The organism is Streptococcus mitis (assembly GCF_000960025.1).
Lineage (GTDB): Bacteria > Bacillota > Bacilli > Lactobacillales > Streptococcaceae > Streptococcus > Streptococcus mitis_DH.
Genome location: NZ_JYGQ01000004.1, coordinates 542,560 through 564,882, shown reverse-complemented (window position 1 = coordinate 564,882; position 22,323 = coordinate 542,560). Strand labels below are relative to the sequence as shown.

Genomic DNA, 22,323 nt, shown 5'->3' with positions numbered 1-22,323 from the left:
GAATGATAAGTATGAGGAAAAAAACAATTGGTGAGGTTTTACGTTTAGCTAGAACCAACCAAGGGTTGACTTTAGAAGAATTACACAAAAAAACAGAAATTCAGTTGGATATGTTGGAAGCTATGGAAGCTGATGATTTTGATCAACTGCCTAGTCCATTTTATACTCGTTCTTTTTTGAGAAAGTATGCGTGGGCAGTTGAACTTGATGAGCGAATTGTCTTGGATGCTTATGATTCTGGGAGCATGATTACTTATGAGGAAGTAGATGTTGATGAAGACGAGTTGACAGGTAGGAGACGTTCAAGTAAGAAAAATAAGGCATCATTTTTACCTTTATTTTATTTTATACTTTTTGCACTATCGATTGTCATTTTTGTGACTTATTATGTTTGGAATTATCTCCAGACTCAACCGGAGCGTTCGTCTGCGTCTAGTTATAGTGTAGTCCAAGCAATAAGTTCGACTAGTTCTGTAACTCCATCTTCAAGCAGTAGCTCATCTAGTAGTTCTTCAAATATAGAACCTGCTATAAGTGTATCAGGTGAAGGAAATCGAGTAGAAGTTGCTTATAAAACGAGCAAGGAAACTGCAAAATTGCAATTATCAGTGTCAGATGCTAGAAGTTGGGTTAGTGTTTCAGAAAGTGATCTTGAGGGTGGTGTGACTTTATCACCGGATAATAAAAGTGCGGAAACAAGCGTTTCAACTAAAAATCCTGTGACAATTACTTTAGGTGTTGTCAAAGGTGTTGCCTTAACAGTAGACAATCAGACTGTTGATTTATCGAAATTAACAGCTCAGACTGGAAAAATCGCTGTAACCTTTACTAAAAATTAAGGAAAAACGAATGAAAAAAGAACAAATTCCAAATATCTTAACAATAGGTCGAATTCTCTTTATACCTATTTTTATCTTTATTTTAACAGTAGGAAATTCGATAGAGAGTCATATGGTAGCAGCTATTATCTTTGCTATTGCCAGTATTACAGACTATTTAGATGGATATTTAGCTCGTAAATGGAATGTGGTTAGTAATTTTGGTAAATTTGCAGATCCTATGGCGGATAAGCTACTAGTTATGTCGGCTTTTATTATGCTGATTGAGTTAGGAATGGCTCCAGCTTGGATTGTTGCAGTGATTATCTGTCGTGAGTTGGCTGTGACAGGTTTAAGACTTTTATTAGTTGAAACTGGTGGAACAGTTTTAGCAGCAGCAATGCCTGGAAAAATTAAAACTTTTAGTCAGATGTTTGCCATTATTTTCTTGCTATTACATTGGACTTTGCTTGGTCAAGTTCTACTTTATGTAGCCTTGTTTTTCACTATCTACTCTGGCTATGATTATTTCAAGGGTAGTGCCTATGTATTTAAAGGGACATTTGGTTCGAAATGAAATCAGTAATTGATGTAAAAAATCTTTCTTTTCGCTATAAGGAAAGTCAGGAATATTACGATGTGAAGGATATTACGTTTCACGTGAAACGTGGAGAATGGCTTTCGATTGTAGGGCATAATGGTAGTGGTAAATCAACGACGGTTCGCTTAATTGATGGCTTACTGGAAGCAGAATCCGGAGAGATTGTAATTGATGGCCAACGGCTGACTGAGGAAAATGTTTGGAATATACGTCGTCAAATCGGTATGGTTTTTCAAAATCCAGACAATCAATTTGTTGGAGCGACTGTTGAAGATGATGTTGCCTTTGGTTTGGAAAATCAGGGACTTTCTCGTCAAGAAATGAAAAAGAGAGTGGAAGAAGCTCTGGATTTGGTTGGCATGTTGGACTTTAAAAAGAGAGAGCCAGCGCGTCTATCAGGTGGCCAAAAGCAACGTGTGGCTATTGCAGGTGTTGTAGCCCTAAGACCAGCTATTTTAATCTTAGATGAAGCAACGAGTATGTTGGATCCTGAGGGACGTAGAGAACTGATTGAGACAGTAAAAGGAATTCGGAAAGACTATGATATGACGGTCATTTCCATTACACATGATTTGGAAGAAGTTGCCATGAGTGATCGTGTGTTGATCATGAAAAAAGGGTCAATTGAATCAACTAGTAGTCCAAGGGAGCTTTTCTCTCGAAATGATTTGGATCAAATTGGATTAGACGATCCTTTTGCTAATCAATTAAAACATTCTTTGAGCCAGAATGGCTATGATTTGCCTGAAAATTATTTGACAGAAAGTGAGCTAGAAGATAAGCTATGGGAATTGCTCTAGAAAATGTGAGTTTTACGTATCAAGAAGGGACTCCCTTAGCGTCAACAGCTTTGTCAGATGTTTCTTTGACGATTGAAGATGGTTCTTATACGGCCTTAATTGGCCACACAGGTAGTGGTAAATCAACTATTTTACAACTATTAGATGGTTTATTGGTGCCAAGCCAAGGGAGTGTGCGGGTTTTTGATACCTTAATCACCTCGACTTCTAAAAATAAAGATATTCGTCAAATTAGAAAACAGGTTGGCTTGGTATTTCAGTTTGCTGAAAATCAGATTTTTGAAGAAACGGTTTTGAAGGATGTTGCTTTTGGACCGCAAAATTTTGGAGTTTCTGAAGAAGATGCGGAGCAGATTGCGCGTGAGAAACTGGCTCTGGTTGGAATTGATGAATCACTTTTTGATCGTAGTCCGTTTGCGCTATCAGGTGGACAAATGAGACGTGTCGCCATTGCAGGCATACTTGCCATGGAACCAGCTATATTAGTCTTAGATGAACCCACAGCAGGCCTAGATCCCCTGGGAAGAAAAGAGCTGATGAATTTGTTCAAAAAACTCCACCAGTCAGGGATGACCATTGTCTTGGTAACGCATTTGATGGATGATGTTGCTGAATATGCGAACCAGGTATATGTGATGGAAAAGGGACGTTTAGTTAAGTTTGGTAAACCTAGTGATGTCTTTCAAGATGTTGTTTTTATGGAAGAAGTTCAGTTGGGAGTACCTAAAATTACAGCTTTTTGTAAACGATTGGCTGATAGAGGCGTGTCATTTAAACGATTACCGATTAAGATAGAGGAGTTCAAGGAGTCGCTAAATGGATAGTATGATTTTGGGGCGTTATATCCCAGGGGATTCGATAGTTCACCGATTGGATCCACGCAGCAAATTACTGGCTATGATGCTACTGATTTTGATCGTTTTTTGGGCTAATAATCCCTTGACGAATCTGATTCTTTTTATAGCGACAGGGATATTTATTGCTTTGTCAGGAGTATCTCTTTCATTTTTTATTCAGGGCTTGAAGTCTATGTTTTTCTTGATTGCCTTCACAACTATTTTTCAACTGTTTTTCATTTCTAATGGGAATGTTTTATTTGAGTTTTCGTTTGTGAGAATTACGGATTATGCTTTGCAACAAGCTGGAATTATCTTTTGTCGCTTTGTATTGATTATTTTCTTTTCAACTTTGTTAACCTTAACGACCATGCCCTTAAGTTTGGCATCAGCTGTCGAAGCTCTATTAGCACCTTTAAAGAGTATGAAAGTTCCAGTTCATGAAATTGGATTGATGCTGTCTATGAGTTTGCGTTTTGTCCCAACCTTGATGGATGATACGACGCGGATTATGAATGCACAGAAAGCGCGTGGAGTGGATTTTGGAGAAGGAAGTATTGTTCAAAAGGTGAAGGCTATGATTCCCATTTTGATTCCTCTTTTTGCGACAAGTTTAAAACGTGCGGATTCCTTGGCTATCGCAATGGAAGCGCGTGGTTATCAGGGTGGAAAAGGCAGAAGTCAATATCGACAATTGAAATGGACTCGAAAGGATACGCTGACCATTCTTGTTATTATCATACTTGGTTGTTGCTTATTTTTCTTAAAATCTTAGTAGCTTTCAGGAATTGATAAAAAGTTACTGTAACAGTTTTTGATATAAAGGTAGGGATATGAACCGTTTTAAAAAATCAAAATATGTCATTATTGTTTTTGTCACTGTTCTGCTTGTGTCAGCTCTCTTAGCGACGACTTATTCAAGTACAATTGTGACAAGATTAGGAGATGGAATCTCAGTGGTTGATAGGGTTGTGCAAAAACCTTTTCAGTGGTTTGATTCTGTCAAATCAGATTTGGCTCATTTGACACGCACTTATAATGAAAATGAAAGTTTGAAGAAACAGATTTACCAATTAGAAGTTAAATCAAATGAGGCGGAAAGTTTAAAGATGGAAAATGAACAACTGCGCCAATTGCTTGATATGAAGTCCAAATTGCAAGCTACAAAGACTTTGGCAGCAGATGTTATTATGCGTTCTCCAGTATCTTGGAAGCAGGAGTTGACCTTAGATGCAGGCAAATCAAAAGGGGCTTCTGAGAATATGTTAGCAATTGCAAATGGTGGCTTGATTGGGAGTGTCTCAAAAGTAGAGGAGAACTCTACCATGGTCAACCTTCTGACAAATACGGAAAATGCTGATAAGATTTCTGTTAAAATTCAACATGGTTCTACTACAATTTATGGGATTATTGTTGGCTATGACAAGGAAAATGAAGTTCTCAAAATTAGTCAATTAAATAGTAGTAGCGATATTAGTGCGGGAGATAAGGTGATCACTGGTGGATTAGGAAACTTTAACGTTGCTGATATTCCTGTTGGTGAAGTGGTTGCCACAACGCATAGTACGGACTATTTGACACGAGAAGTAACTGTTAAATTGAGTGCAGATACTCATAATGTGAGTGTGATAGAATTAGTGGGGAATTCATAATGAGACAGTTGAAGCGAGTTGGAGTATTTTTATTGCTTCCTTTCTTTGTTCTAATTGATGCCCATATTAGTCAGCTTTTGGGCTCATTATTTCCCCATGTACAGTTGGCTAGTCATTTTCTATTTTTGTTTCTCTTATTTGAGACGATTGAAGTATCAGAGTACTTCTACTTAGCTTATTGTTTTGTAGTGGGTTTGGTCTATGACATTTACTTTTTCCACTTGATAGGGATTGCGACTTTGTTATTCGTCTTATTGGGGGCATTTCTCCATAAATTTAATAGCGTTATTTTATTGAATCGTTGGACGAGAATGTTGGCAATTATTGTCATGACTTTTCTATTTGAGATGGGAGCTTATATACTTGCAATAGTGGTAGGTTTAACTGTGGATAGTATGTCTTTATTTATAGTCTATAGTTTAGTACCATCAATGATTTTGAACCTTATGTGGATGATTATCTTTCAGTTTATTTTTGAAAAATTTTACCTATAAGAAAGAAATAAAAATGTAACAAAGGCGTAATATTCATTAGGCCTTTTTTTGGTATACTAGTAATGTCTTTAAAAGAAGGAGTATCTACGTAATATGAAGAAAAAAATCTTAGCGTCACTTTTATTAAGTACAGTAATGGTTTCTCAAGTAGCTGTTTTAACAACTGCGCATGCAGAAACTACTGATGACAAAATTGCTGCTCAAGATAATAAAATTAGTAACTTAACAGCACAACAACAAGAAGCACAAAAACAAGTTGATCAAGTTCAGGAGCAAGTATCTGCTATTCAAACAGAGCAATCAAACTTGCAATCTGAAAATGATAGACTACAAGCAGAATCTAAAAAGCTTGAGGGTGAAATTACAGAACTTTCTAAGAATATTGTATCTCGCAATGATTCATTACAAAAACAAGCTCGTAGTGCTCAAACAAATGGAGCTGCAACAAATTACATCAATACAATTGTAAACTCAAAATCAATTACAGAAGCTATTTCACGTGTTGCTGCAATGAGTGAAATCGTATCTGCAAACAACAAAATGTTGGAACAACAAAAAGCAGATAAAAAAGCTATTTCTGAAAAACAAGTAGCAAACAATGATGCAATTAATACAGTTATTGCAAATCAGCAAAAACTAGCTGATGATGCTCAATCATTAACTACAAAACAAGCTGAGTTGAAAGCTGCAGAATTGAATCTTGCTGCTGAAAAGGCTACTGCAGAGGATGAAAAAGCAAGTTTACTTGAGAAAAAAGCTGCAGCAGAAGCAGAAGCTAAAGCGGCTGCAGAAGCAGAAGCAGCTTATAAAGCTAAACAAGCAAGTCAACAACAAACAGTAGTTGCTTCTGGAAATACAACTTTTACAGCACAAGTTCAAGCACTATCTACTGTTTCTTCATCAAGTTCATCTGAGTCAAGTTCGTCTGAATCATCTTCAAGCAGTGCTTCAACAGAATCAACAAGCTACACTCCTGCTCCAGTGACACATCGTCCAACATATAGTACAAATGCTTCAAGTTATCCAACTGGTGAGTGTACATGGGGAGCTAAAACATTGGCGCCTTGGGCTGGAGATTACTGGGGTAATGGAGCACAGTGGGCTACAAGTGCAGCTGCAGCAGGATTCCGTACAGGATCTACACCTCAAGTTGGTGCCATTGCATGTTGGAATGATGGTGGATATGGACACGTAGCCGTGGTTACAGCTGTTTCATCATCAACAAGTATCCAAGTATCTGAATCAAACTATGGTGGAAACCGTACAATCGGAAATAAACGTGGATGGTTCAATCCTACTACGACTTCAGAAGGTTTTGTAACATATATCTATCCAAACTAATGAATAAAACGAAGAGGCTCGATTTGAGTCTCTTTTATGATTTATATAGTTACCTTACTTTAAAAATCTGTTAAAATCACTTGAAAATATTGAAAAAGTATGGTAAAATGAAACTTGTCGTGTGAACGATAATACTCATTCTTGATGAATTGTGAAACAGTTGCCTTTGGGTCGTTTTGCGAGTTGAAGTCAAGAAGAGGAAAAAAACAAAAAGGAGAAATACTCATGGCAGTAATTTCAATGAAACAACTTCTTGAGGCTGGTGTACACTTTGGTCACCAAACTCGTCGCTGGAACCCTAAGATGGCTAAGTACATTTTCACTGAGCGTAACGGAATCCACGTTATCGACTTGCAACAAACTGTAAAATACGCTGACCAAGCTTACGATTTCATGCGTGATGCAGCAGCTAACGATGCAGTTGTATTGTTTGTTGGTACTAAGAAACAAGCAGCTGATGCAGTTGCTGAAGAAGCAGTACGTTCAGGTCAATATTTCATCAACCACCGTTGGTTGGGTGGAACTCTTACAAACTGGGGAACAATCCAAAAACGTATCGCTCGTTTGAAAGAAATCAAACGTATGGAAGAAGATGGAACTTTCGAAGTTCTTCCTAAGAAAGAAGTTGCACTTCTTAACAAACAACGTGCACGTCTTGAAAAATTCTTGGGTGGTATCGAAGATATGCCTCGTATCCCAGATGTTATGTACGTAGTTGATCCACATAAAGAGCAAATCGCTGTTAAAGAAGCTAAGAAATTGGGAATCCCAGTTGTAGCGATGGTTGACACAAACACTGATCCAGATGATATTGATGTAATCATCCCAGCTAACGATGATGCTATCCGCGCTGTTAAATTGATCACAGCTAAATTGGCTGACGCTATCATCGAAGGACGTCAAGGTGAAGATGCAGCAGCAGTTGAAGCAGAATTTGCAGCTTCTGAAGCTCAAGCAGATTCAATCGAAGAAATCGTTGAAGTTGTAGAAGGCGACAACGCTTAATTCATATAAATAGTAATTACCTAGGAGGGCGGGGCTTAGCCCGGCTCTCCTATTTTTAAAAAATATAGGAGAATCAAAATGGCAGAAATTACAGCTAAACTTGTAAAAGAGTTGCGTGAAAAATCTGGTGCCGGAGTTATGGACGCTAAAAAAGCGCTTGTAGAAACAGACGGTGACATCGAAAAAGCGATTGAATTGCTTCGTGAAAAAGGTATGGCTAAGGCAGCTAAGAAGGCTGACCGTGTTGCTGCAGAAGGTTTGACTGGTGTTTACGTTAACGGTAATGTTGCAGCAGTTATTGAAGTAAACGCTGAAACTGACTTCGTTGCGAAAAATGCTCAATTCGTTGAATTGGTAAATACTACAGCTAAAGTTATTGCTGAAGGAAAACCTGCTAATAATGAAGAAGCACTTGCTTTGACAATGCCTTCAGGTGAAACTCTTGAAGCTGCATACGTATCTGCAACAGCAACTATCGGAGAAAAAATCTCATTCCGTCGCTTTGCATTGATTGAAAAAACAGACGCACAACACTTTGGAGCATACCAACATAACGGTGGACGTATCGGTGTTATTTCAGTTGTTGAAGGTGGAGACGAAGCACTTGCTAAACAATTGTCAATGCACATCGCAGCGATGAAACCAACAGTTCTTTCTTACAAAGAATTGGATGAGCAATTCGTTAAAGATGAGTTGGCACAATTGAACCACGTTATTGACCAAGATAACGAAAGCCGTGCAATGGTTAACAAACCAGCTCTTCCACACTTGAAGTATGGATCAAAATCTCAATTGACTGATGAAGTGATTGCTCAAGCTGAAGCTGACATCAAAGCTGAGTTGGCTGCAGAAGGCAAACCAGAAAAAATCTGGGACAAAATTATCCCAGGTAAAATGGATCGCTTCATGCTTGACAACACTAAAGTTGACCAAGCTTACACACTTCTTGCACAAGTTTACATCATGGATGACAGCAAGACAGTTGAAGCATACCTTGAATCAGTTAACGCTTCAGTAGTTGAGTTCGCTCGCTTTGAAGTTGGTGAAGGTATCGAGAAAGCTGCAAACGACTTTGAAGCTGAAGTTGCAGCTACAATGGCAGCAGCCTTGAATAACTAATAATAAAAAGGAAGCCAAATTGCTTCCTTTTTTCTATGCAGTCGATTTTTATAGGGAGATGTTCCTATTTTTAAGGTATAAATAAAAAGCCCTATAATAAGGGCTAAGTGTATTTAGAAGACTACACTTCAAATTCATAGAGTGCTGTAGAGAGATAACGTTCGACGTTATCTGGTGCTAGAGCAAGGACTTTCTTACCTGTACCTAATTTCTTGGCAACTTCAATTGCCCCGTAGATAGCTGCAGCTGAAGAAATCCCTACAAGGAAACCTTCTTTTCCACCAATTTCACGGCCGAGTGCTAGAGCATCGTCTGACGTTACACGAACGATACCATCATAAGCCTCTGTATCCAGTGTATCAGGAATAAATCCAGCTGAGATACCTTGAATTTTGTGAGGACCAGGTTTTTCACCAGATAGAATAGCAGATTCATCAGCTTCCACTGCATAAACTTGAATGTTTGAATTTGCTGACTTGAGTGCATGAGAAACACCAGAAATCGTTCCACCGGTACCTACTCCAGCAACAAAGGCATCTAGTCCATCTTTACCGAAAGCAGCTAGTATTTCAGCTCCTGTTGTTCTTTCGTGTACTTCTGGATTTGCTGGGTTGTCAAATTGAAGAGGAAGGAAACCATCACGTTCAGCAGCGATTTCTTGAGCCTTAGCAATAGCACCTTTCATTCCTTCGCTACCAGGAGTAAGGACGAGTTCAGCACCATAGGCTTGGATAATCTTACGTCGTTCCACACTCATAGTTTCAGGCATAACGATGACGACTTTATACCCTTTAGCAGCACCTACCCATGAAAGTCCAATACCAGTGTTTCCACTTGTTGCTTCAACAATTGTAGAACCTGGTTTCAGAATACCGTCTTGTTCAGCTTTTTCAATCATGCTAAGAGCAATACGATCTTTTACAGAAGAACCAGGGTTGAATGCTTCAAGCTTTACATAGACGTCCGCAGCCCCTTCTGGCACGATGTTGTTGAGTTTAACAATCGGAGTTTGACCGATTAATTCAGTAATGTTGTTATAAATAGACATATGAATACCTCTTTGTATAAGATATTTCTAGTATAACGCTATCTATACCATTTGTAAAATATAGAAATCCTATCGAAGCGATAGGATTTTTTTATATCATAGGTCTAAGCCATTAATTTTCAAACGATTGTGATAAGCTAATTCTAATAAATAGGTGTAAAGTGGCACGATATCAGATTTCTTTTGAATTGCATCATTTTTTAGTAGGGCTGGGCAAGCAGCTTTTTATTTTGCTAATTAAACTAGCAGTGAGAATGTTAATGAAACACTTTATTATCAATCATTTACAGTAAGTTTACAGGAACTTCAACTTCTCGTAAACCTTGATCAGTTAAAGTGACCTTTCCATTAAAAAACTCTACAAGTGCAGCTTTAATATTTTCTTTTTCTTCTTTATCAACATAAATCATCGTATCGACTTGATCTGTAAAGTTTGTCTCAAGTTCCATAAGATCATGTTCTTTAAGAAAGTTACTATACTCTTGGTACTGAGGGTAAGACATTTGAATAGCAATACCAGCCTGTTCCTTTACTTCAATGATGCCAATTTCTTTGACAGCTAAGGCGACATTACCTGCGTAAGCACGAATCAATCCTCCAGCGCCTAGCTTAATGCCACCAAAGTAGCGTGTCACGACCACGCAGACATTGGTGAGATTGTGATTTTCTAGTACCCCAAGCATGGGAACGCCAGCAGTACCACTGGGCTCACCATCATCACTTGTCCGTTTGATTTCACCACGTTCCCCAATAATGAAGGCAGAGCAGTTATGTGTAGCTTTGTAGTGCTCTTTCTTGATGGTAGTAATGAAGTCACGAGCCTCTTCTTCGCTATAAACACGCTTGGCATGACAGATAAAGCGGGATTTTTTGATTTCTTCTTGGACTTGACCGTCCTCTTTAATTGTTCTAAATTCCATGATTTAATTGTACTAAAAAATCATCTAAAGCGCTAGATTTTTACGAATAAAGAAGTATGAAAGTAAATCCAAATTATCTCGGTCGTTTGTTTACGGAGAATGAATTAATAGAAGAGGAACGTCTGTTGGCGGAGAAACTTCCAGCAATGAGAAAGGAGAAGGGGACACTTTTCTGTCAACGTTGTAATAGTCCTATTTTAGAAGAATGGTATTTGCCTATCGGTGCTTACTATTGTAGGGAATGCTTAATTATGAAGAGAGTTAGGAGTGATCAATCTTTATACTATTTCCCACAGGAGGATTTTCCGAAGCAAGATGTTCTTAAATGGCGTGGTCAATTAACCCCTTTTCAAGAGAAGGTATCACAGGGACTGCTTCAAGCGGTAGAAAAGCAAGAGCCAACGTTGGTTCACGCTGTAACAGGAGCTGGAAAGACAGAAATGATTTATCAAGTAGTAGCTAAAGTGATCAATGCGGGTGGTGCAGTATGCTTGGCTAGTCCTCGCATAGATGTTTGTTTGGAGCTGTACAAGCGCCTGCAAGATGATTTTGCTTGCGAGATATCTTTACTACACGGAGAATCAGAGCCGTATTTTCGAACACCACTAGTTGTTGCGACGACTCATCAGTTATTGAAGTTTTATCAAGCTTTTGATTTGCTGATAGTGGATGAAGTAGATGCCTTTCCTTATGTTGACAATCCCACGCTTTACCATGCTGTCAAGAATAGTGTAAAGAAGAATGGCTTGAGAATCTTTTTAACAGCAACTTCTACCGATGAGTTAGATAGGAAGGTTCGCATCGGAGAATTAAAACGATTGAGTTTGCCTAGACGGTTTCATGGAAATCCGTTGATTATTCCAAAGCCTGTCTGGCTATCGGATTTTAATCACTGTTTAGAGAAAAATCGGTTGTCACCAAAGCTAAAGTCTTATATTAAGAATCAGAGAAAGACAGCTTATCCGTTAATCATTTTTGCTTCAGAAATTAAGAAAGGGGAGCAATTAAAAGAAGTCTTACAGAAGGAATTTCAGCATGAGAAAATTGGTTTTGTGTCTTCAGTTACGGAAGATCGATTAGAGCAGGTACAAGCATTTAGAGATGGAGAACTGACAATACTTATCAGTACGACAATATTGGAGCGGGGAGTTACCTTCCCTTGTGTGGATGTTTTCGTAGTAGAGGCCAATCATCGCCTTTTTACCAAGTCTAGCTTGATTCAGATTGGTGGACGAGTTGGGCGAAGCATGGATAGACCGACAGGAGATTTGCTTTTCTTCCATGATGGGTTAAATGATTCAATCAAGAAGGCAATTAAGGAAATTCAGCAGATGAATAAGGAGGCGGGTCTATGAAGTGCTTATTATGTGGGCAGACCATGAAGGCTGTTTTAACTTTTAGTAGTCTCTTACTTCTGAAGAATGATGACTCCTGTCTTTGTTTAGATTGTGAATCTACTTTTGAGAGAATTGGTGAAGAGTGCTGTTCAAGCTGTATGAAAACAGAGGCGTCAACTAAGTGTCAAGATTGTCAATTTTGGTGTAAAGAAGGAATTGAAGTCAGTCATAGAGCGATTTTTATTTACAATCAAGCTATGAAGGATTTTTTCAGTCGGTATAAGTTTGATGGAGACTTCCTTTTAAGAAAAGTTTTTGCTTCAGTTTTAAGTGAGGAGTTAAAAAAGTACAAAGAGTATCAATTTGTTGTAATTCCCCTAAGTCCTGAAAGATTGCTCGAGAGGGGATTTAAGCAGGTTGAAGGTTTAGTTGAAGCAGCAGGGTTCTCTTTTCAAGACTTACTAGAGAAGAGAGAAGAGCGGGCCAGTTCTTCCAAAAATCGTTCAGAACGCTTGGAGACAGAACTTCCTTTCTTTATTAAAAGGGGAGTCACTATTCCTAAAAAAATCCTACTTATAGATGACATTTACACTACTGGAACAACTATAAATCGTGTGAAGAAACTGTTGGAAGAGGCTGGTGCTGAGGATGTCAAAACATTTTCCCTTGTAAGATGAGGAAAAAATTTGCAAAACTAAAATGAAAGCGTTATAATGAAATCAGAAAAACAAAAATGTTTAGAAAGAAGGTACTCATATGATTAAATATAGTATCCGTGGTGAAAACCTAGAAGTAACAGAAGCAATTCGTGATTATGTAGTTTCTAAACTCGAAAAGATCGAAAAGTATTTTCAAGCTGAACAAGAGTTGGATGCTCGAGTTAACTTGAAGGTGTATCGTGAAAAAACTGCTAAAGTAGAGGTGACGATTCCACTTGGTTCAATTACTCTTCGTGCAGAAGATGTGTCTCAAGATATGTATGGTTCAATTGACCTTGTAACCGATAAAATTGAACGTCAGATTCGTAAAAATAAAACAAAAATCGAGCGTAAAAATAAAAACAAGGTAGCAACTAGTCAATTATTTACAGATGCTTTGGTGGAAGATACAAATGTTGTCCAATCTAGAGTTGTTCGTTCAAAACAAATTGATTTAAAACCAATGGATTTGGAAGAAGCTATTCTACAGATGGATTTGTTGGGACATGATTTCTTTATCTATGTGGATGTTGAAGATCAGACAACCAATGTGATTTATCGTCGTGAAGATGGCGAGATTGGCTTGTTAGAAGTTAAAGAATCTTAATTTCAATATGTGTAAAGGAAGGTTTACTAAATTGTAAACCTCCTTTTTCTTATAATTGATAGAATTACTGATTACACTTTTAAAAAGTCGCTTTTTGGTGGTTATTATGGTATAATGGGTGCCAAGAGGTTTGGAATGAAAAAATTTTATGTAAGTCCTATTTTCCCCTTAATATTAGGAATAGTGGCGTTCGGAGTGCTATCTGTGCAACTTGTTTTTGTAACGAATACACTGGTAACGCTATTTCTTTTGCTACTTATTTTGGGTTCATATATTTTACTATTCATCCATCAGAGAGACTACTACTCAAGGAGTGAAGTAGAACAAATCCAGTATGTAAACCACCAAGCTGAAGAAAGTTTGACAACCTTGTTAGAACAGATGCCTGTCGGAGTTATTAAATTAGACTTGTCGTCAGGTGAAGTTGAATGGTTTAATCCTTATGCTGAATTGATTTTGACTAATGAAGTGGGCGAAATTGATGTGGCATTAATTCAAACAATTATCAAGGCTTCTGTGGGGAATCCAGGTTCTTATGCCACCTTGGGTGAGACCCGCTATTCGGTTCATATGGACAAGGTGTCTGGAGTTCTTTACTTCTTTGATGTGTCTGGAGAATACGAAGCGACTGTTGAGCTAGTTACGAGTCGACCTGTGATTGGGATCGTTTCCGTTGACAACTATGATGATTTAGAAGATGAAACATCGGAGTCTGATATCAGTCATATTAATAGTTTTGTAGCCAATTTTGTTTCAGAATTTGCTGGGAAGCATGCCATGTTCTCTCGTCGAGTGAGTATGGATCGCTTTTATCTATTTACGGACTACACAGTGCTTGAGGGATTGATGAACGATAAATTTTCTGTTATTGATTCTTTCAGAGAAGAGTCGAAACAGAGACAGTTGCCCTTGACCTTAAGTATGGGATTTTCTTATGGTGATGGAAATCATGATGAGATAGGGAAAGTTGCATTGCTCAACTTGAACTTAGCTGAAGTGCGTGGTGGCGACCAAGTGGTTGTCAAGGAAAACGACGAAACGAAAAATCCAGTTTATTTTGGTGGTGGATCTGCTGCCTCAATCAAACGTACACGGACTCGTACGCGTGCTATGATGACGGCTATTTCAGATAAGATTCGTAGTGTGGATCAGGTTTTTGTAGTTGGTCACAAAAATCTAGATATGGATGCTCTTGGCTCTGCTGTAGGTATGCAGTTGTTTGCCAGCAATGTGACTGAAAATAGCTATGCTATTTATGACGAAGAACAAATGTCGCCGGATATTGAACGAGCTGTTTCATTCTTAGAAAAAGAAGGAGTTACAAAGTTGTTGTCTGTTAAGGATGCAATAGGGATGGTGACCAATCGTTCTTTGTTGATTCTTGTAGACCATTCAAAGACAGCTTTAACTTTATCAAAAGATTTTTATGATTTATTTACCCAAACCATCGTCATCGACCACCACAGACGGGATCAGGATTTTCCAGATAATGCGGTTATTACTTATATCGAAAGTGGTGCAAGCAGTGCCAGTGAGTTGGTAACGGAATTGATTCAGTTCCAGAATTCTAAGAAAAATCGTTTGAGTCGTATGCAAGCAAGTGTTTTAATGGCTGGTATGATGTTGGATACTAAAAATTTCACCTCACGAGTGACTAGTCGGACATTTGATGTTGCTAGCTATCTCAGAACGCGCGGAAGCGATAGTATTGCTATCCAGGAAATCGCTGCAACAGATTTTGAAGAATATCGTGAGGTCAATGAACTGATTTTACAGGGGCGTAAATTAGGTTCAGATGTACTGATAGCAGAGGCTATGGATTCGAAATGCTATGATACAGTTGTTATTAGTAAGGCAGCAGATGCCATGTTAGCTATGTCAGGTATTGAAGCGAGTTTTGTTATTGCGAAGAATACACAAGGATTTATCTCGATCTCAGCTCGAAGTCGTAGTAAACTGAATGTACAACGGATCATGGAAGAGCTGGGAGGTGGAGGCCACTTTAATTTGGCAGCAGCTCAAATTAAGGATTCAACCTTGTCAGAAGCAGGTGAAAAACTGACAGAAATTGTATTAAATGAAATAAAGGAAAAGGAGAAAGAAGAATGAAAGTAATCTTTTTAGCAGATGTTAAAGGAAAAGGTAAAAAAGGCGAAATTAAGGAAGTACCAACAGGGTATGCACAAAACTTTCTTATCAAAAAGAATTTAGCAAAAGAAGCAACTGCTCAAGCTGTAGGTGAACTTCGTGGTAAACAAAAATCAGAGGAGAAAGCTCACGCTGAGATGATTGCAGAAGCAAAAGCAATTAAAGCCCAACTAGAAGCAGAAGAAACGGTTGTAGAATTTGTTGAAAAAGTTGGTCCAGATGGTCGTACCTTTGGTTCCATTACCAATAAGAAAATTGCAGAAGAATTGCAAAAGCAATTTGGAATTAAGATTGATAAGCGTCATATTCAAGTACAAGCTCCGATTCGAGCAGTTGGTTTGATCGATGTACCAGTGAAAATCTATCAAGATATCACAGGTGTGATCAATCTTCGTGTGAAAGAAGGGTAAATTTACACTTTCTTGACAAGATTGTAAAAGGAAGGGAAGTCTGATGGCAGAAGTAGAAGAGTTACGAGTACAACCTCAAGATATCTTAGCTGAGCAATCCGTTTTAGGGGCTATCTTTATTGACGAGAGTAAGCTTGTTTTTGTGCGAGAATATATTGAGTCTCGGGACTTTTTTAAGTATGCCCATCGTTTGATTTTCCAAGCTATGGTCGATTTATCCGATCGTGGCGATGCTATAGATGCAACAACGGTTCGTACCATTCTTGATAATCAAGGTGATTTACAGAATATTGGTGGCTTGTCTTACCTGGTTGAGATTGTCAATTCTGTGCCAACTTCTGCTAATGCGGAGTATTATGCTAAGATTGTTGCAGAGAAGGCCATGCTACGTCGATTAATCTCCAAGTTGACAGAGTCTGTCAATCAAGCTTACGAGGCTTCGCAACCAGCTGATGAAATCATTGCTCAGGCAGAAAAAGGCCTGATTGATGTCAGCGAAAATGCTAATCGAAGTGGATTTAAGAACATTCGAGATGTGTTGAATATCAACTTTGGAAATCTGGAAACTCGCTCGCAACAAACGACCGATATTACAGGTATTGCGACAGGCTATCGTGACTTGGATCATATGACGACTGGACTTCATGAGGAGGAGTTGATTATCCTAGCAGCCCGTCCAGCGGTTGGTAAGACAGCCTTTGCATTGAATATTGCTCAGAATATTGGGACTAAGTTGGACAAAACGGTTGCTATTTTTTCACTCGAAATGGGTGCGGAAAGTCTAGTGGACCGTATGTTGGCGGCAGAAGGCTTGGTGGAATCGCATTCTATCCGTACGGGTCAATTGACCGATGAGGAATGGCAAAAGTATACCATTGCTCAGGGTAATCTAGCTAACGCCAGTATCTATATTGATGATACGCCAGGGATTCGGATTACAGAGATTCGTTCTCGTTCTCGTAAACTGGCTCAAGAAACTGGAAATCTTGGTTTGATTTTAATAGACTATTTGCAGCTTATCACGGGAACTGGTCGGGAAAATCGTCAACAAGAGGTTTCAGAAATTTCACGTCAGTTGAAAATTTTAGCTAAGGAACTGAAGGTTCCAGTAATCGCTCTAAGTCAGCTTTCTCGTGGTGTAGAACAACGCCAGGATAAGAGACCGGTCTTGTCTGATATTCGTGAATCTGGTTCTATTGAGCAGGACGCTGATATCGTAGCCTTTCTTTATCGCGACGACTACTATGAGCGTGGTGGTGAAGAAGAGGAAGGCATACCAAACAATAAGGTAGAAGTTATTATAGAGAAAAACCGTAGTGGAGCTCGTGGAACGGTGGAATTAATTTTCCAAAAAGAATACAATAAATTTTCAAGTATCTCAAAGAGGGAGGCATAAGATGTCAGATGCATTTACAGATGTAGCCAAGATGAAAAAAATAAAAGAAGAAATCAAGGCACATGAGGGACAAGTCGTAGAAATGACTTTGGAGAATGGTCGTAAGCGCCAAAAAAATAGATTGGGTAAGCTAATTGAGGTTTATCCATCCCTATTTATCGTTGAATTTGGGAACGTTGAAGGAGATAAACAAGCTAATGTTTACGTTGAATCCTTTACTTACTCAGATATCCTTACAGAAAAGAATTTGATTCATTATCTTGACTAAAGTGAGAAATTTTCTCACTTTTTCTTTTTTTCTCCGAATAGTTTAAGTGAAGGTAATCTTCGATTTATATTATTTTTCAAGGAGGAAGAATGAAAATTTCACCATTTAAAGTAGCAGAGACAAGATTTTCTTTTAGAAAATCAGCTAAAAAGGTTGTTCCCTTTTTAGTAGTAGGATTGATGTTAGCAGCGGGTAATAGTGTATATGCCTATTCCGGAGGAAATGGATCGATTGCGCGTGGGGATGATTATCCTGCTCATTATAAAAATGGGAGCCAGGAGATTGATAAGTGGCGCATGTATTCTCGTCAGTGTACTTCTTTTGCAGCCTTTCGTTTGAGTAATGTCAATGGTTTTGAGATTCCGGCGGCTTATGGAAATGCAAATGAATGGGGCTATCGTGCTCGTCGTGAAGGCTATCGTGTCGATAATAGACCAGCTATTGGCTCCATTGCTTGGTCTACTGCAGGAACTTATGGTCATGTTGCTTGGGTGTCAAATGTAATAGGAGATGAGATTGAGATTGAAGAATACAACTATGGAATAAGAGAATCTTACAATAAGCGCGTCGTGAAGGCCAATACCATGACTGGCTTTATTCATTTTAAAGATTTAGCTGGAGGAAGTGTTGGAAATAGTCAATCCTCAGCTTCAACAGGAGGAACACATTATTTTAAGGCTAAGGCTGCTATCAAAAATCAGCCTCTAGCTAGCGCAACTGCGATTGATTACTATTATCCTGGGGAGAATGTTCATTATGATCAAATTCTCGAAAAAGACGGATACAAGTGGTTGAGTTATACGGCTTATAACGGAAGTCGTCGCTATATCCAGCTAGAGGGAGTAAGCTCTTCACAGAATTATCAGAATCAATCAGGAAATAGCTCTAACTATGGATCCAATAACAGTTCAACTGTTGGTTGGAAGAAAATAAATGGTAGTTGGTATCATTTCAAATCAAATGGCTCTAAATCAACAGGCTGGTTGAAGGATGGTTCTAGCTGGTATTATTTGAAATCATCTGGTGAAATGCAGACAGGCTGGTTAAAGGAGAATGGCTCGTGGTATTATCTGGATAGTTCAGGGGCAATGAAAACAGGCTGGTATCAAGTTTCTGGTAAGTGGTATTACTCTTACTCTTCGGGCGCCTTAGCCGTCAATACGACGGTGGATGGCTACAGAGTAAATAGTGATGGAGAACGAGTATAGAAAATTGGAGTAGGAAAATTTTCCTACTCTTTTCTGTAAGCAGTTTCCTTGACATTTTTTTTGTTTTGCGCTATCATATGTCCATATAATATATGGGAGTCTGTGTACAGTCTGAGAGGAAGTGTTAAACTTCGACCGCACCTGATCTGGGTAATGCCAGCGTAGGGAACGATACTTAGTCTATTCTGCACCTTTTCCATGTATGGTAAAGGTTTTTCTTGTTGTCAAAGGAAAACGAGAAGAGGAGGTTGTTATGAAAGCAAGCATTGCCTTGCAAGTTTTACCCCTATCACAGGGGATCGATCGGATTGCTGTTATTGATCAGGTCATTGATTACCTGCAAGCTCAAGAAGTGACTATGGTGGTGACACCATTTGAAACGGTCTTGGAAGGGGAATTTGATGAGCTTATGCGCATTCTCAAAGAAGCGCTAGAAGTGGCAGGGCAGGAGGCAGATAATGTCTTTGCCAATGTCAAAATAAATGTAGGAGAGATTTTAAGTATTGATGAGAAACTTGAAAAGTATACTGAGACGACACATTAGTCTATTGGGCTTTCTAGGAGTCTTGTCAATCTGGCAGTTAGCAGGTTTTCTTAAACTTCTCCCCAAGTTTATCCTGCCGACACCTCTTGAAATCCTCCAGTCTTTTGTGCGTGATAGAGAATTTCTCTGGCACCACAGCTGGGCGACCTTGAGAGTGGCTTTGCTGGGGTTGGTTCTGGGAGTTTTGATTGCCTGTCTCATGGCTGTGCTTATGGATAGTTTGACTTGGCTCAATGACCTGATTTACCCTATGATGGTGGTTGTTCAGACCATTCCGACCATTGCCATAGCCCCTATCCTGGTTTTGTGGCTCGGTTATGGGATTTTGCCCAAGATTGTCTTGATTATCTTGACGACTACCTTTCCTATCATCGTCAGCATTTTGGACGGTTTTAGGCATTGTGACAAGGATATGCTGACCTTGTTTAGTTTGATGCGGGCCAAACCTTGGCAAATCCTGTGGCATTTTAAAATCCCTGTCAGTCTGCCTTACTTTTATGCTGGTCTGAGGGTCAGTGTCTCCTACGCCTTTATCACAACAGTAGTATCTGAGTGGTTGGGAGGCTTTGAAGGACTAGGTGTCTACATGATTCAGTCCAAGAAACTGTTTCAGTATGATACTATGTTTGCTATTATTATTCTGGTATCGATTATCAGTCTTCTCGGTATGAAGCTGGTTGATGTCAGTGAAAAATATGTTATTAAATGGAAACGTTCGTAGAATAAGAATGTTTCTGAAAAAGAAAAGAGGAAATTGAAATGAAGAAAACATGGAAAGTGTTTTTAACTGTTTTAACAGCTCTTGTAGCTGTTGTGCTTGTGGCCTGTGGTCAAGGAACTGCTTCTAAGGATAATAAGGAAGCAGAACTCAAGAAGATTGACTTTATCCTAGACTGGACGCCAAATACCAACCACACAGGGCTTTATGTTGCTAAGGAAAAAGGTTATTTCAAAGAAGCTGGAGTGGATGTTGATTTGAAATTGCCACCAGAAGAAAGTTCTTCTGACTTGGTTATTAACGGTAAGGCACCATTTGCAGTCTATTTCCAAGACTATATGGCTAAAAAATTGGAAAAAGGAGCAGGAATTACTGCCGTTGCAGCTATTGTTGAGCACAATACATCAGGAATCATCTCTCGTAAATCTGACAATGTAGCTAGTCCAAAAGACTTGGTTGGTAAGAAATACGGAACTTGGAATGACCCAACTGAACTTGCTATGTTGAAAACATTGGTAGAATCTCAAGGTGGAGACTTTGAGAAGGTTGAAAAAGTACCAAATAACGACTCAAACTCAATCACACCGATTGCCAATGGGGTCTTTGATACTGCTTGGATCTACTACGGTTGGGATGGTATCCTTGCAAAATCTCAAGGTGTAGATGCTAATTTCATGTACTTGAAAGACTACGTTAAAGAGTTTGACTACTATTCACCAGTTATCATCGCAAACAATGACTATTTGAAAGACAACAAAGAAGAAGCTCGCAAAGTTATCCAAGCTATCAAAAAAGGCTACCAATATGCTATGGAGCATCCAGAGGAAGCAGCTGATATCCTCATCAAAAATGCACCTGAACTCAAGGAAAAACGTGACTTTGTCATCGAATCTCAAAAATACTTGTCAAAAGAATACGCAAGCGACAAGGAAAAATGGGGGCAATTTGATGCAGCTCGCTGGAATGCCTTCTACAAATGGGATAAAGAAAATGGTATCCTTAAAGAAGACTTGACAGACAAAGGCTTCACCAACGAATTTGTGAAATAATGACAGAAATAAGACTAGAACACGTCAGTTATGCCTACGGACAAGATAGGATTTTAGAGGACATCGACCTGCAGGTGACTTCAGGAGAAGTGGTTTCTATCTTAGGTCCAAGTGGTGTTGGAAAGACCACCCTCTTTAACCTAATCGCTGGGATTTTAGAAGTCCAGTCAGGGAGAATTGTACTTGATGGTGAAGAAAATCCCAAGGGGCGCGTGAGTTATATGTTGCAAAAGGATCTACTCTTGGAGCACAAGACGGTGCTTGGTAATATCATTCTGCCCCTCTTGATTCAAAAGGTGGATAAGGCAGAAGCTATTGCTCGCGCAGATGAAATTCTTGCGACCTTCCAGTTGACAGCTGTAAGAGATAAATACCCTCATGAACTCAGTGGCGGGATGCGCCAGCGTGTAGCCTTGCTTCGAACTTACCTTTTCGGGCACAAGCTCTTTCTCTTAGACGAGGCCTTTAGCGCCTTGGATGAGATGACCAAGATGGAACTCCACGCTTGGTACCTTGAGATTCACAAGCAGTTGCAACTGACAACCTTGATCATCACGCATAGTATCGAGGAGGCTCTCAGTCTCAGCGATCGCATCTATATCTTGAAAAATCGTCCTGGGCAGATTGTTTCAGAAATTAAACTAGATTGGTCTGAAGATGAGGACAAGGAAGTCCAAAAGATTGCCTACAAACGTCAAATCTTGGCAGAATTAGGCTTAGATAAGTAGAAAAATAGGGAGTTGGTGAAGATTATCCTTTACCAGCGCCCTTTTTCTTTTAAAAATGAGAAAATTTCGGTATAATAGTCAAAGATAGTCAAGGTTTAAAGAGAGAGGTGGGTTTGTAATGAGATTTAAAAATACATCGGATCATATTGAGGCCTACATCAAGGCGATTTTAGATCAATCTGGTATTGTGGAGTTGCAACGGAGTCAGTTGGCAGATACTTTTCAGGTTGTTCCCAGTCAGATTAACTATGTGATCAAGACACGCTTTACGGAAAGTAGAGGCTACTTGGTTGAAAGTAAGCGTGGTGGCGGAGGCTACATTCGTATAGGACGGATTGAGTTTTCTAGTCATCATGAAATGCTCAAGGAGCTGCTTTACTCAATTGGTGAGCGGGTCAGTCAAGAAATTTATGAGGATATTCTACAGCTTTTGGTTGAGCAGGAATTGATGACCAAGCAAGAGATGAATTTGCTGGTAGCAGTAGCTTTGGATCGCGTTCTAGGAGAAGAAGCTCCAGTTGTTCGAGCAAACATGCTAAGACAGGTCATACAAGAGGTAGATAGAAAAGGGAAGTAAG

The 22,323-nt window shown here is 39.1% G+C and carries 25 protein-coding genes, 1 pseudogene and 1 riboswitch; of the genes and pseudogenes, 23 read left to right on the top strand and 3 right to left on the bottom strand.

From position 1 onward, the window contains the following. Positions 1-11: 11 nt before the first annotated feature. From rodZ to tsf, 10 genes are all read left to right on the top strand, one after another. Positions 12-839 (top strand): cytoskeleton protein RodZ, encoded by an 828-nt coding sequence (gene rodZ, locus TZ91_RS09660; RefSeq protein ID WP_020902620.1) that lies wholly within the window; start codon positions 12-14, stop codon positions 837-839. A 10-nt stretch (positions 840-849) separates the two neighbouring features. Then, the gene (gene pgsA, locus TZ91_RS09655) at positions 850-1,395 is read left to right on the top strand and encodes a CDP-diacylglycerol--glycerol-3-phosphate 3-phosphatidyltransferase (RefSeq protein ID WP_000712122.1); all 546 of its coding nucleotides are present in this window, start codon (positions 850-852) and stop codon (positions 1,393-1,395) included. Beyond that, a complete protein-coding gene (locus TZ91_RS09650) occupies positions 1,392-2,219 on the top strand; it encodes an energy-coupling factor ABC transporter ATP-binding protein (protein ID WP_000843636.1) in 828 nt (275 codons plus the stop codon). The genes pgsA and TZ91_RS09650 overlap by 4 nt, the downstream gene beginning before the upstream one ends. After that, the gene (locus TZ91_RS09645; protein WP_033687611.1) at positions 2,204-3,043 is read left to right on the top strand and encodes an energy-coupling factor transporter ATPase; all 840 of its coding nucleotides are present in this window, start codon (positions 2,204-2,206) and stop codon (positions 3,041-3,043) included. The genes TZ91_RS09650 and TZ91_RS09645 overlap by 16 nt, the downstream gene beginning before the upstream one ends. After that, entirely contained in the window at positions 3,036-3,830 is a 795-nt protein-coding gene (locus tag TZ91_RS09640) for an energy-coupling factor transporter transmembrane component T family protein (RefSeq protein ID WP_000377896.1), read from the top strand. The genes TZ91_RS09645 and TZ91_RS09640 overlap by 8 nt, the downstream gene beginning before the upstream one ends. Positions 3,831-3,888: 58 nt before the next feature. Next, the gene (gene mreC, locus TZ91_RS09635; protein WP_023948193.1) at positions 3,889-4,707 is read left to right on the top strand and encodes a rod shape-determining protein MreC; all 819 of its coding nucleotides are present in this window, start codon (positions 3,889-3,891) and stop codon (positions 4,705-4,707) included. Continuing rightward, entirely contained in the window at positions 4,707-5,201 is a 495-nt protein-coding gene (mreD, locus tag TZ91_RS09630; RefSeq protein WP_033687609.1) for a rod shape-determining protein MreD, read from the top strand. Before mreC ends, mreD begins: the two co-directional genes overlap by 1 nt. Before the next feature lie 93 nt (positions 5,202-5,294). Beyond that, the gene (pcsB, locus tag TZ91_RS09625; RefSeq protein ID WP_033687608.1) at positions 5,295-6,542 is read left to right on the top strand and encodes a peptidoglycan hydrolase PcsB; all 1,248 of its coding nucleotides are present in this window, start codon (positions 5,295-5,297) and stop codon (positions 6,540-6,542) included. Between the two features lie 225 nt (positions 6,543-6,767). Then, entirely contained in the window at positions 6,768-7,547 is a 780-nt protein-coding gene (gene rpsB, locus TZ91_RS09620; RefSeq protein WP_000268459.1) for a 30S ribosomal protein S2, read from the top strand. A 78-nt stretch (positions 7,548-7,625) separates the two neighbouring features. Then, positions 7,626-8,666, top strand: coding sequence for a translation elongation factor Ts (tsf, locus tag TZ91_RS09615; RefSeq protein ID WP_000808071.1), 1,041 nt, complete (start codon positions 7,626-7,628; stop codon positions 8,664-8,666). A 121-nt stretch (positions 8,667-8,787) separates the two neighbouring features. On the opposite strand, the gene cysK is transcribed toward tsf, so the two are convergent. From cysK to TZ91_RS09605, 3 genes and pseudogenes are all read right to left on the bottom strand, one after another. Beyond that, positions 8,788-9,714 (bottom strand): cysteine synthase A, encoded by a 927-nt coding sequence (gene cysK, locus TZ91_RS09610; RefSeq protein ID WP_033687607.1) that lies wholly within the window; start codon positions 9,712-9,714, stop codon positions 8,788-8,790. A 96-nt stretch (positions 9,715-9,810) separates the two neighbouring features. Beyond that, positions 9,811-9,897, bottom strand: a pseudogene (locus tag TZ91_RS10740) (PH domain-containing protein); the annotation flags it as partial. Positions 9,898-9,998: 101 nt separating this feature from the next. Further along, positions 9,999-10,634, bottom strand: coding sequence for a YigZ family protein (locus tag TZ91_RS09605; RefSeq protein WP_045597624.1), 636 nt, complete (start codon positions 10,632-10,634; stop codon positions 9,999-10,001). 56 nt (positions 10,635-10,690) lie between these two features. Here TZ91_RS09605 and TZ91_RS09600 point away from each other — a divergent pair, with 56 nt between their 5' ends. The 13 genes from TZ91_RS09600 to TZ91_RS09540 all read left to right on the top strand — a co-directional run bounded on the left by TZ91_RS09600 (position 10,691) and on the right by TZ91_RS09540 (position 22,322). Continuing rightward, entirely contained in the window at positions 10,691-11,989 is a 1,299-nt protein-coding gene (locus TZ91_RS09600) for an ATP-dependent helicase ComFA (RefSeq protein WP_033687606.1), read from the top strand. Further along, positions 11,986-12,648, top strand: a complete 663-nt coding sequence (locus TZ91_RS09595; protein WP_033687604.1) for a ComF family protein — start codon at positions 11,986-11,988, stop codon at positions 12,646-12,648. The genes TZ91_RS09600 and TZ91_RS09595 overlap by 4 nt, the downstream gene beginning before the upstream one ends. Positions 12,649-12,727: 79 nt before the next feature. Continuing rightward, the gene (gene hpf / locus TZ91_RS09590) at positions 12,728-13,276 is read left to right on the top strand and encodes a ribosome hibernation-promoting factor, HPF/YfiA family (RefSeq protein ID WP_004255322.1); all 549 of its coding nucleotides are present in this window, start codon (positions 12,728-12,730) and stop codon (positions 13,274-13,276) included. A gap of 135 nt (positions 13,277-13,411) precedes the next feature. Further along, positions 13,412-15,385: a DHH family phosphoesterase gene (locus TZ91_RS09585; RefSeq protein WP_033687603.1), complete on the top strand. Its 1,974-nt coding sequence runs from the start codon at positions 13,412-13,414 to the stop codon at positions 15,383-15,385. Next, positions 15,382-15,834: a 50S ribosomal protein L9 gene (gene rplI / locus TZ91_RS09580; protein ID WP_033687601.1), complete on the top strand. Its 453-nt coding sequence runs from the start codon at positions 15,382-15,384 to the stop codon at positions 15,832-15,834. The genes TZ91_RS09585 and rplI overlap by 4 nt, the downstream gene beginning before the upstream one ends. 43 nt (positions 15,835-15,877) lie before the next feature. Then, on the top strand, positions 15,878-17,230 hold the full coding sequence (gene dnaB / locus TZ91_RS09575; RefSeq protein ID WP_004255325.1) for a replicative DNA helicase: 1,353 nt from the start codon (positions 15,878-15,880) through the stop codon (positions 17,228-17,230). Between the two features lies 1 nt (position 17,231). Further along, complete coding sequence (locus tag TZ91_RS09570) at positions 17,232-17,498, top strand: Veg family protein (protein ID WP_001278169.1); 267 nt, start codon at positions 17,232-17,234, stop codon at positions 17,496-17,498. A gap of 89 nt (positions 17,499-17,587) precedes the next feature. After that, positions 17,588-18,706 (top strand): choline binding-anchored murein hydrolase CbpD, encoded by a 1,119-nt coding sequence (cbpD, locus tag TZ91_RS09565; protein WP_033687599.1) that lies wholly within the window; start codon positions 17,588-17,590, stop codon positions 18,704-18,706. 82 nt (positions 18,707-18,788) lie between these two features. Continuing rightward, positions 18,789-18,891, top strand: a riboswitch (TPP riboswitch). A 68-nt stretch (positions 18,892-18,959) separates the two neighbouring features. Beyond that, complete coding sequence (locus TZ91_RS09560; protein WP_033687647.1) at positions 18,960-19,250, top strand: thiamine-binding protein; 291 nt, start codon at positions 18,960-18,962, stop codon at positions 19,248-19,250. Next, a complete protein-coding gene (locus tag TZ91_RS09555; RefSeq protein WP_162174238.1) occupies positions 19,213-19,971 on the top strand; it encodes an ABC transporter permease in 759 nt (252 codons plus the stop codon). The genes TZ91_RS09560 and TZ91_RS09555 overlap by 38 nt, the downstream gene beginning before the upstream one ends. Positions 19,972-20,009: 38 nt before the next feature. Next, positions 20,010-21,017, top strand: coding sequence for an ABC transporter substrate-binding protein (locus tag TZ91_RS09550; protein ID WP_004255331.1), 1,008 nt, complete (start codon positions 20,010-20,012; stop codon positions 21,015-21,017). Next, entirely contained in the window at positions 21,017-21,745 is a 729-nt protein-coding gene (locus tag TZ91_RS09545; RefSeq protein WP_033687598.1) for an ABC transporter ATP-binding protein, read from the top strand. Before TZ91_RS09550 ends, TZ91_RS09545 begins: the two co-directional genes overlap by 1 nt. Positions 21,746-21,863: 118 nt before the next feature. Continuing rightward, complete coding sequence (locus TZ91_RS09540; protein WP_033687596.1) at positions 21,864-22,322, top strand: CtsR family transcriptional regulator; 459 nt, start codon at positions 21,864-21,866, stop codon at positions 22,320-22,322. Position 22,323: the final 1 nt, after the last annotated feature.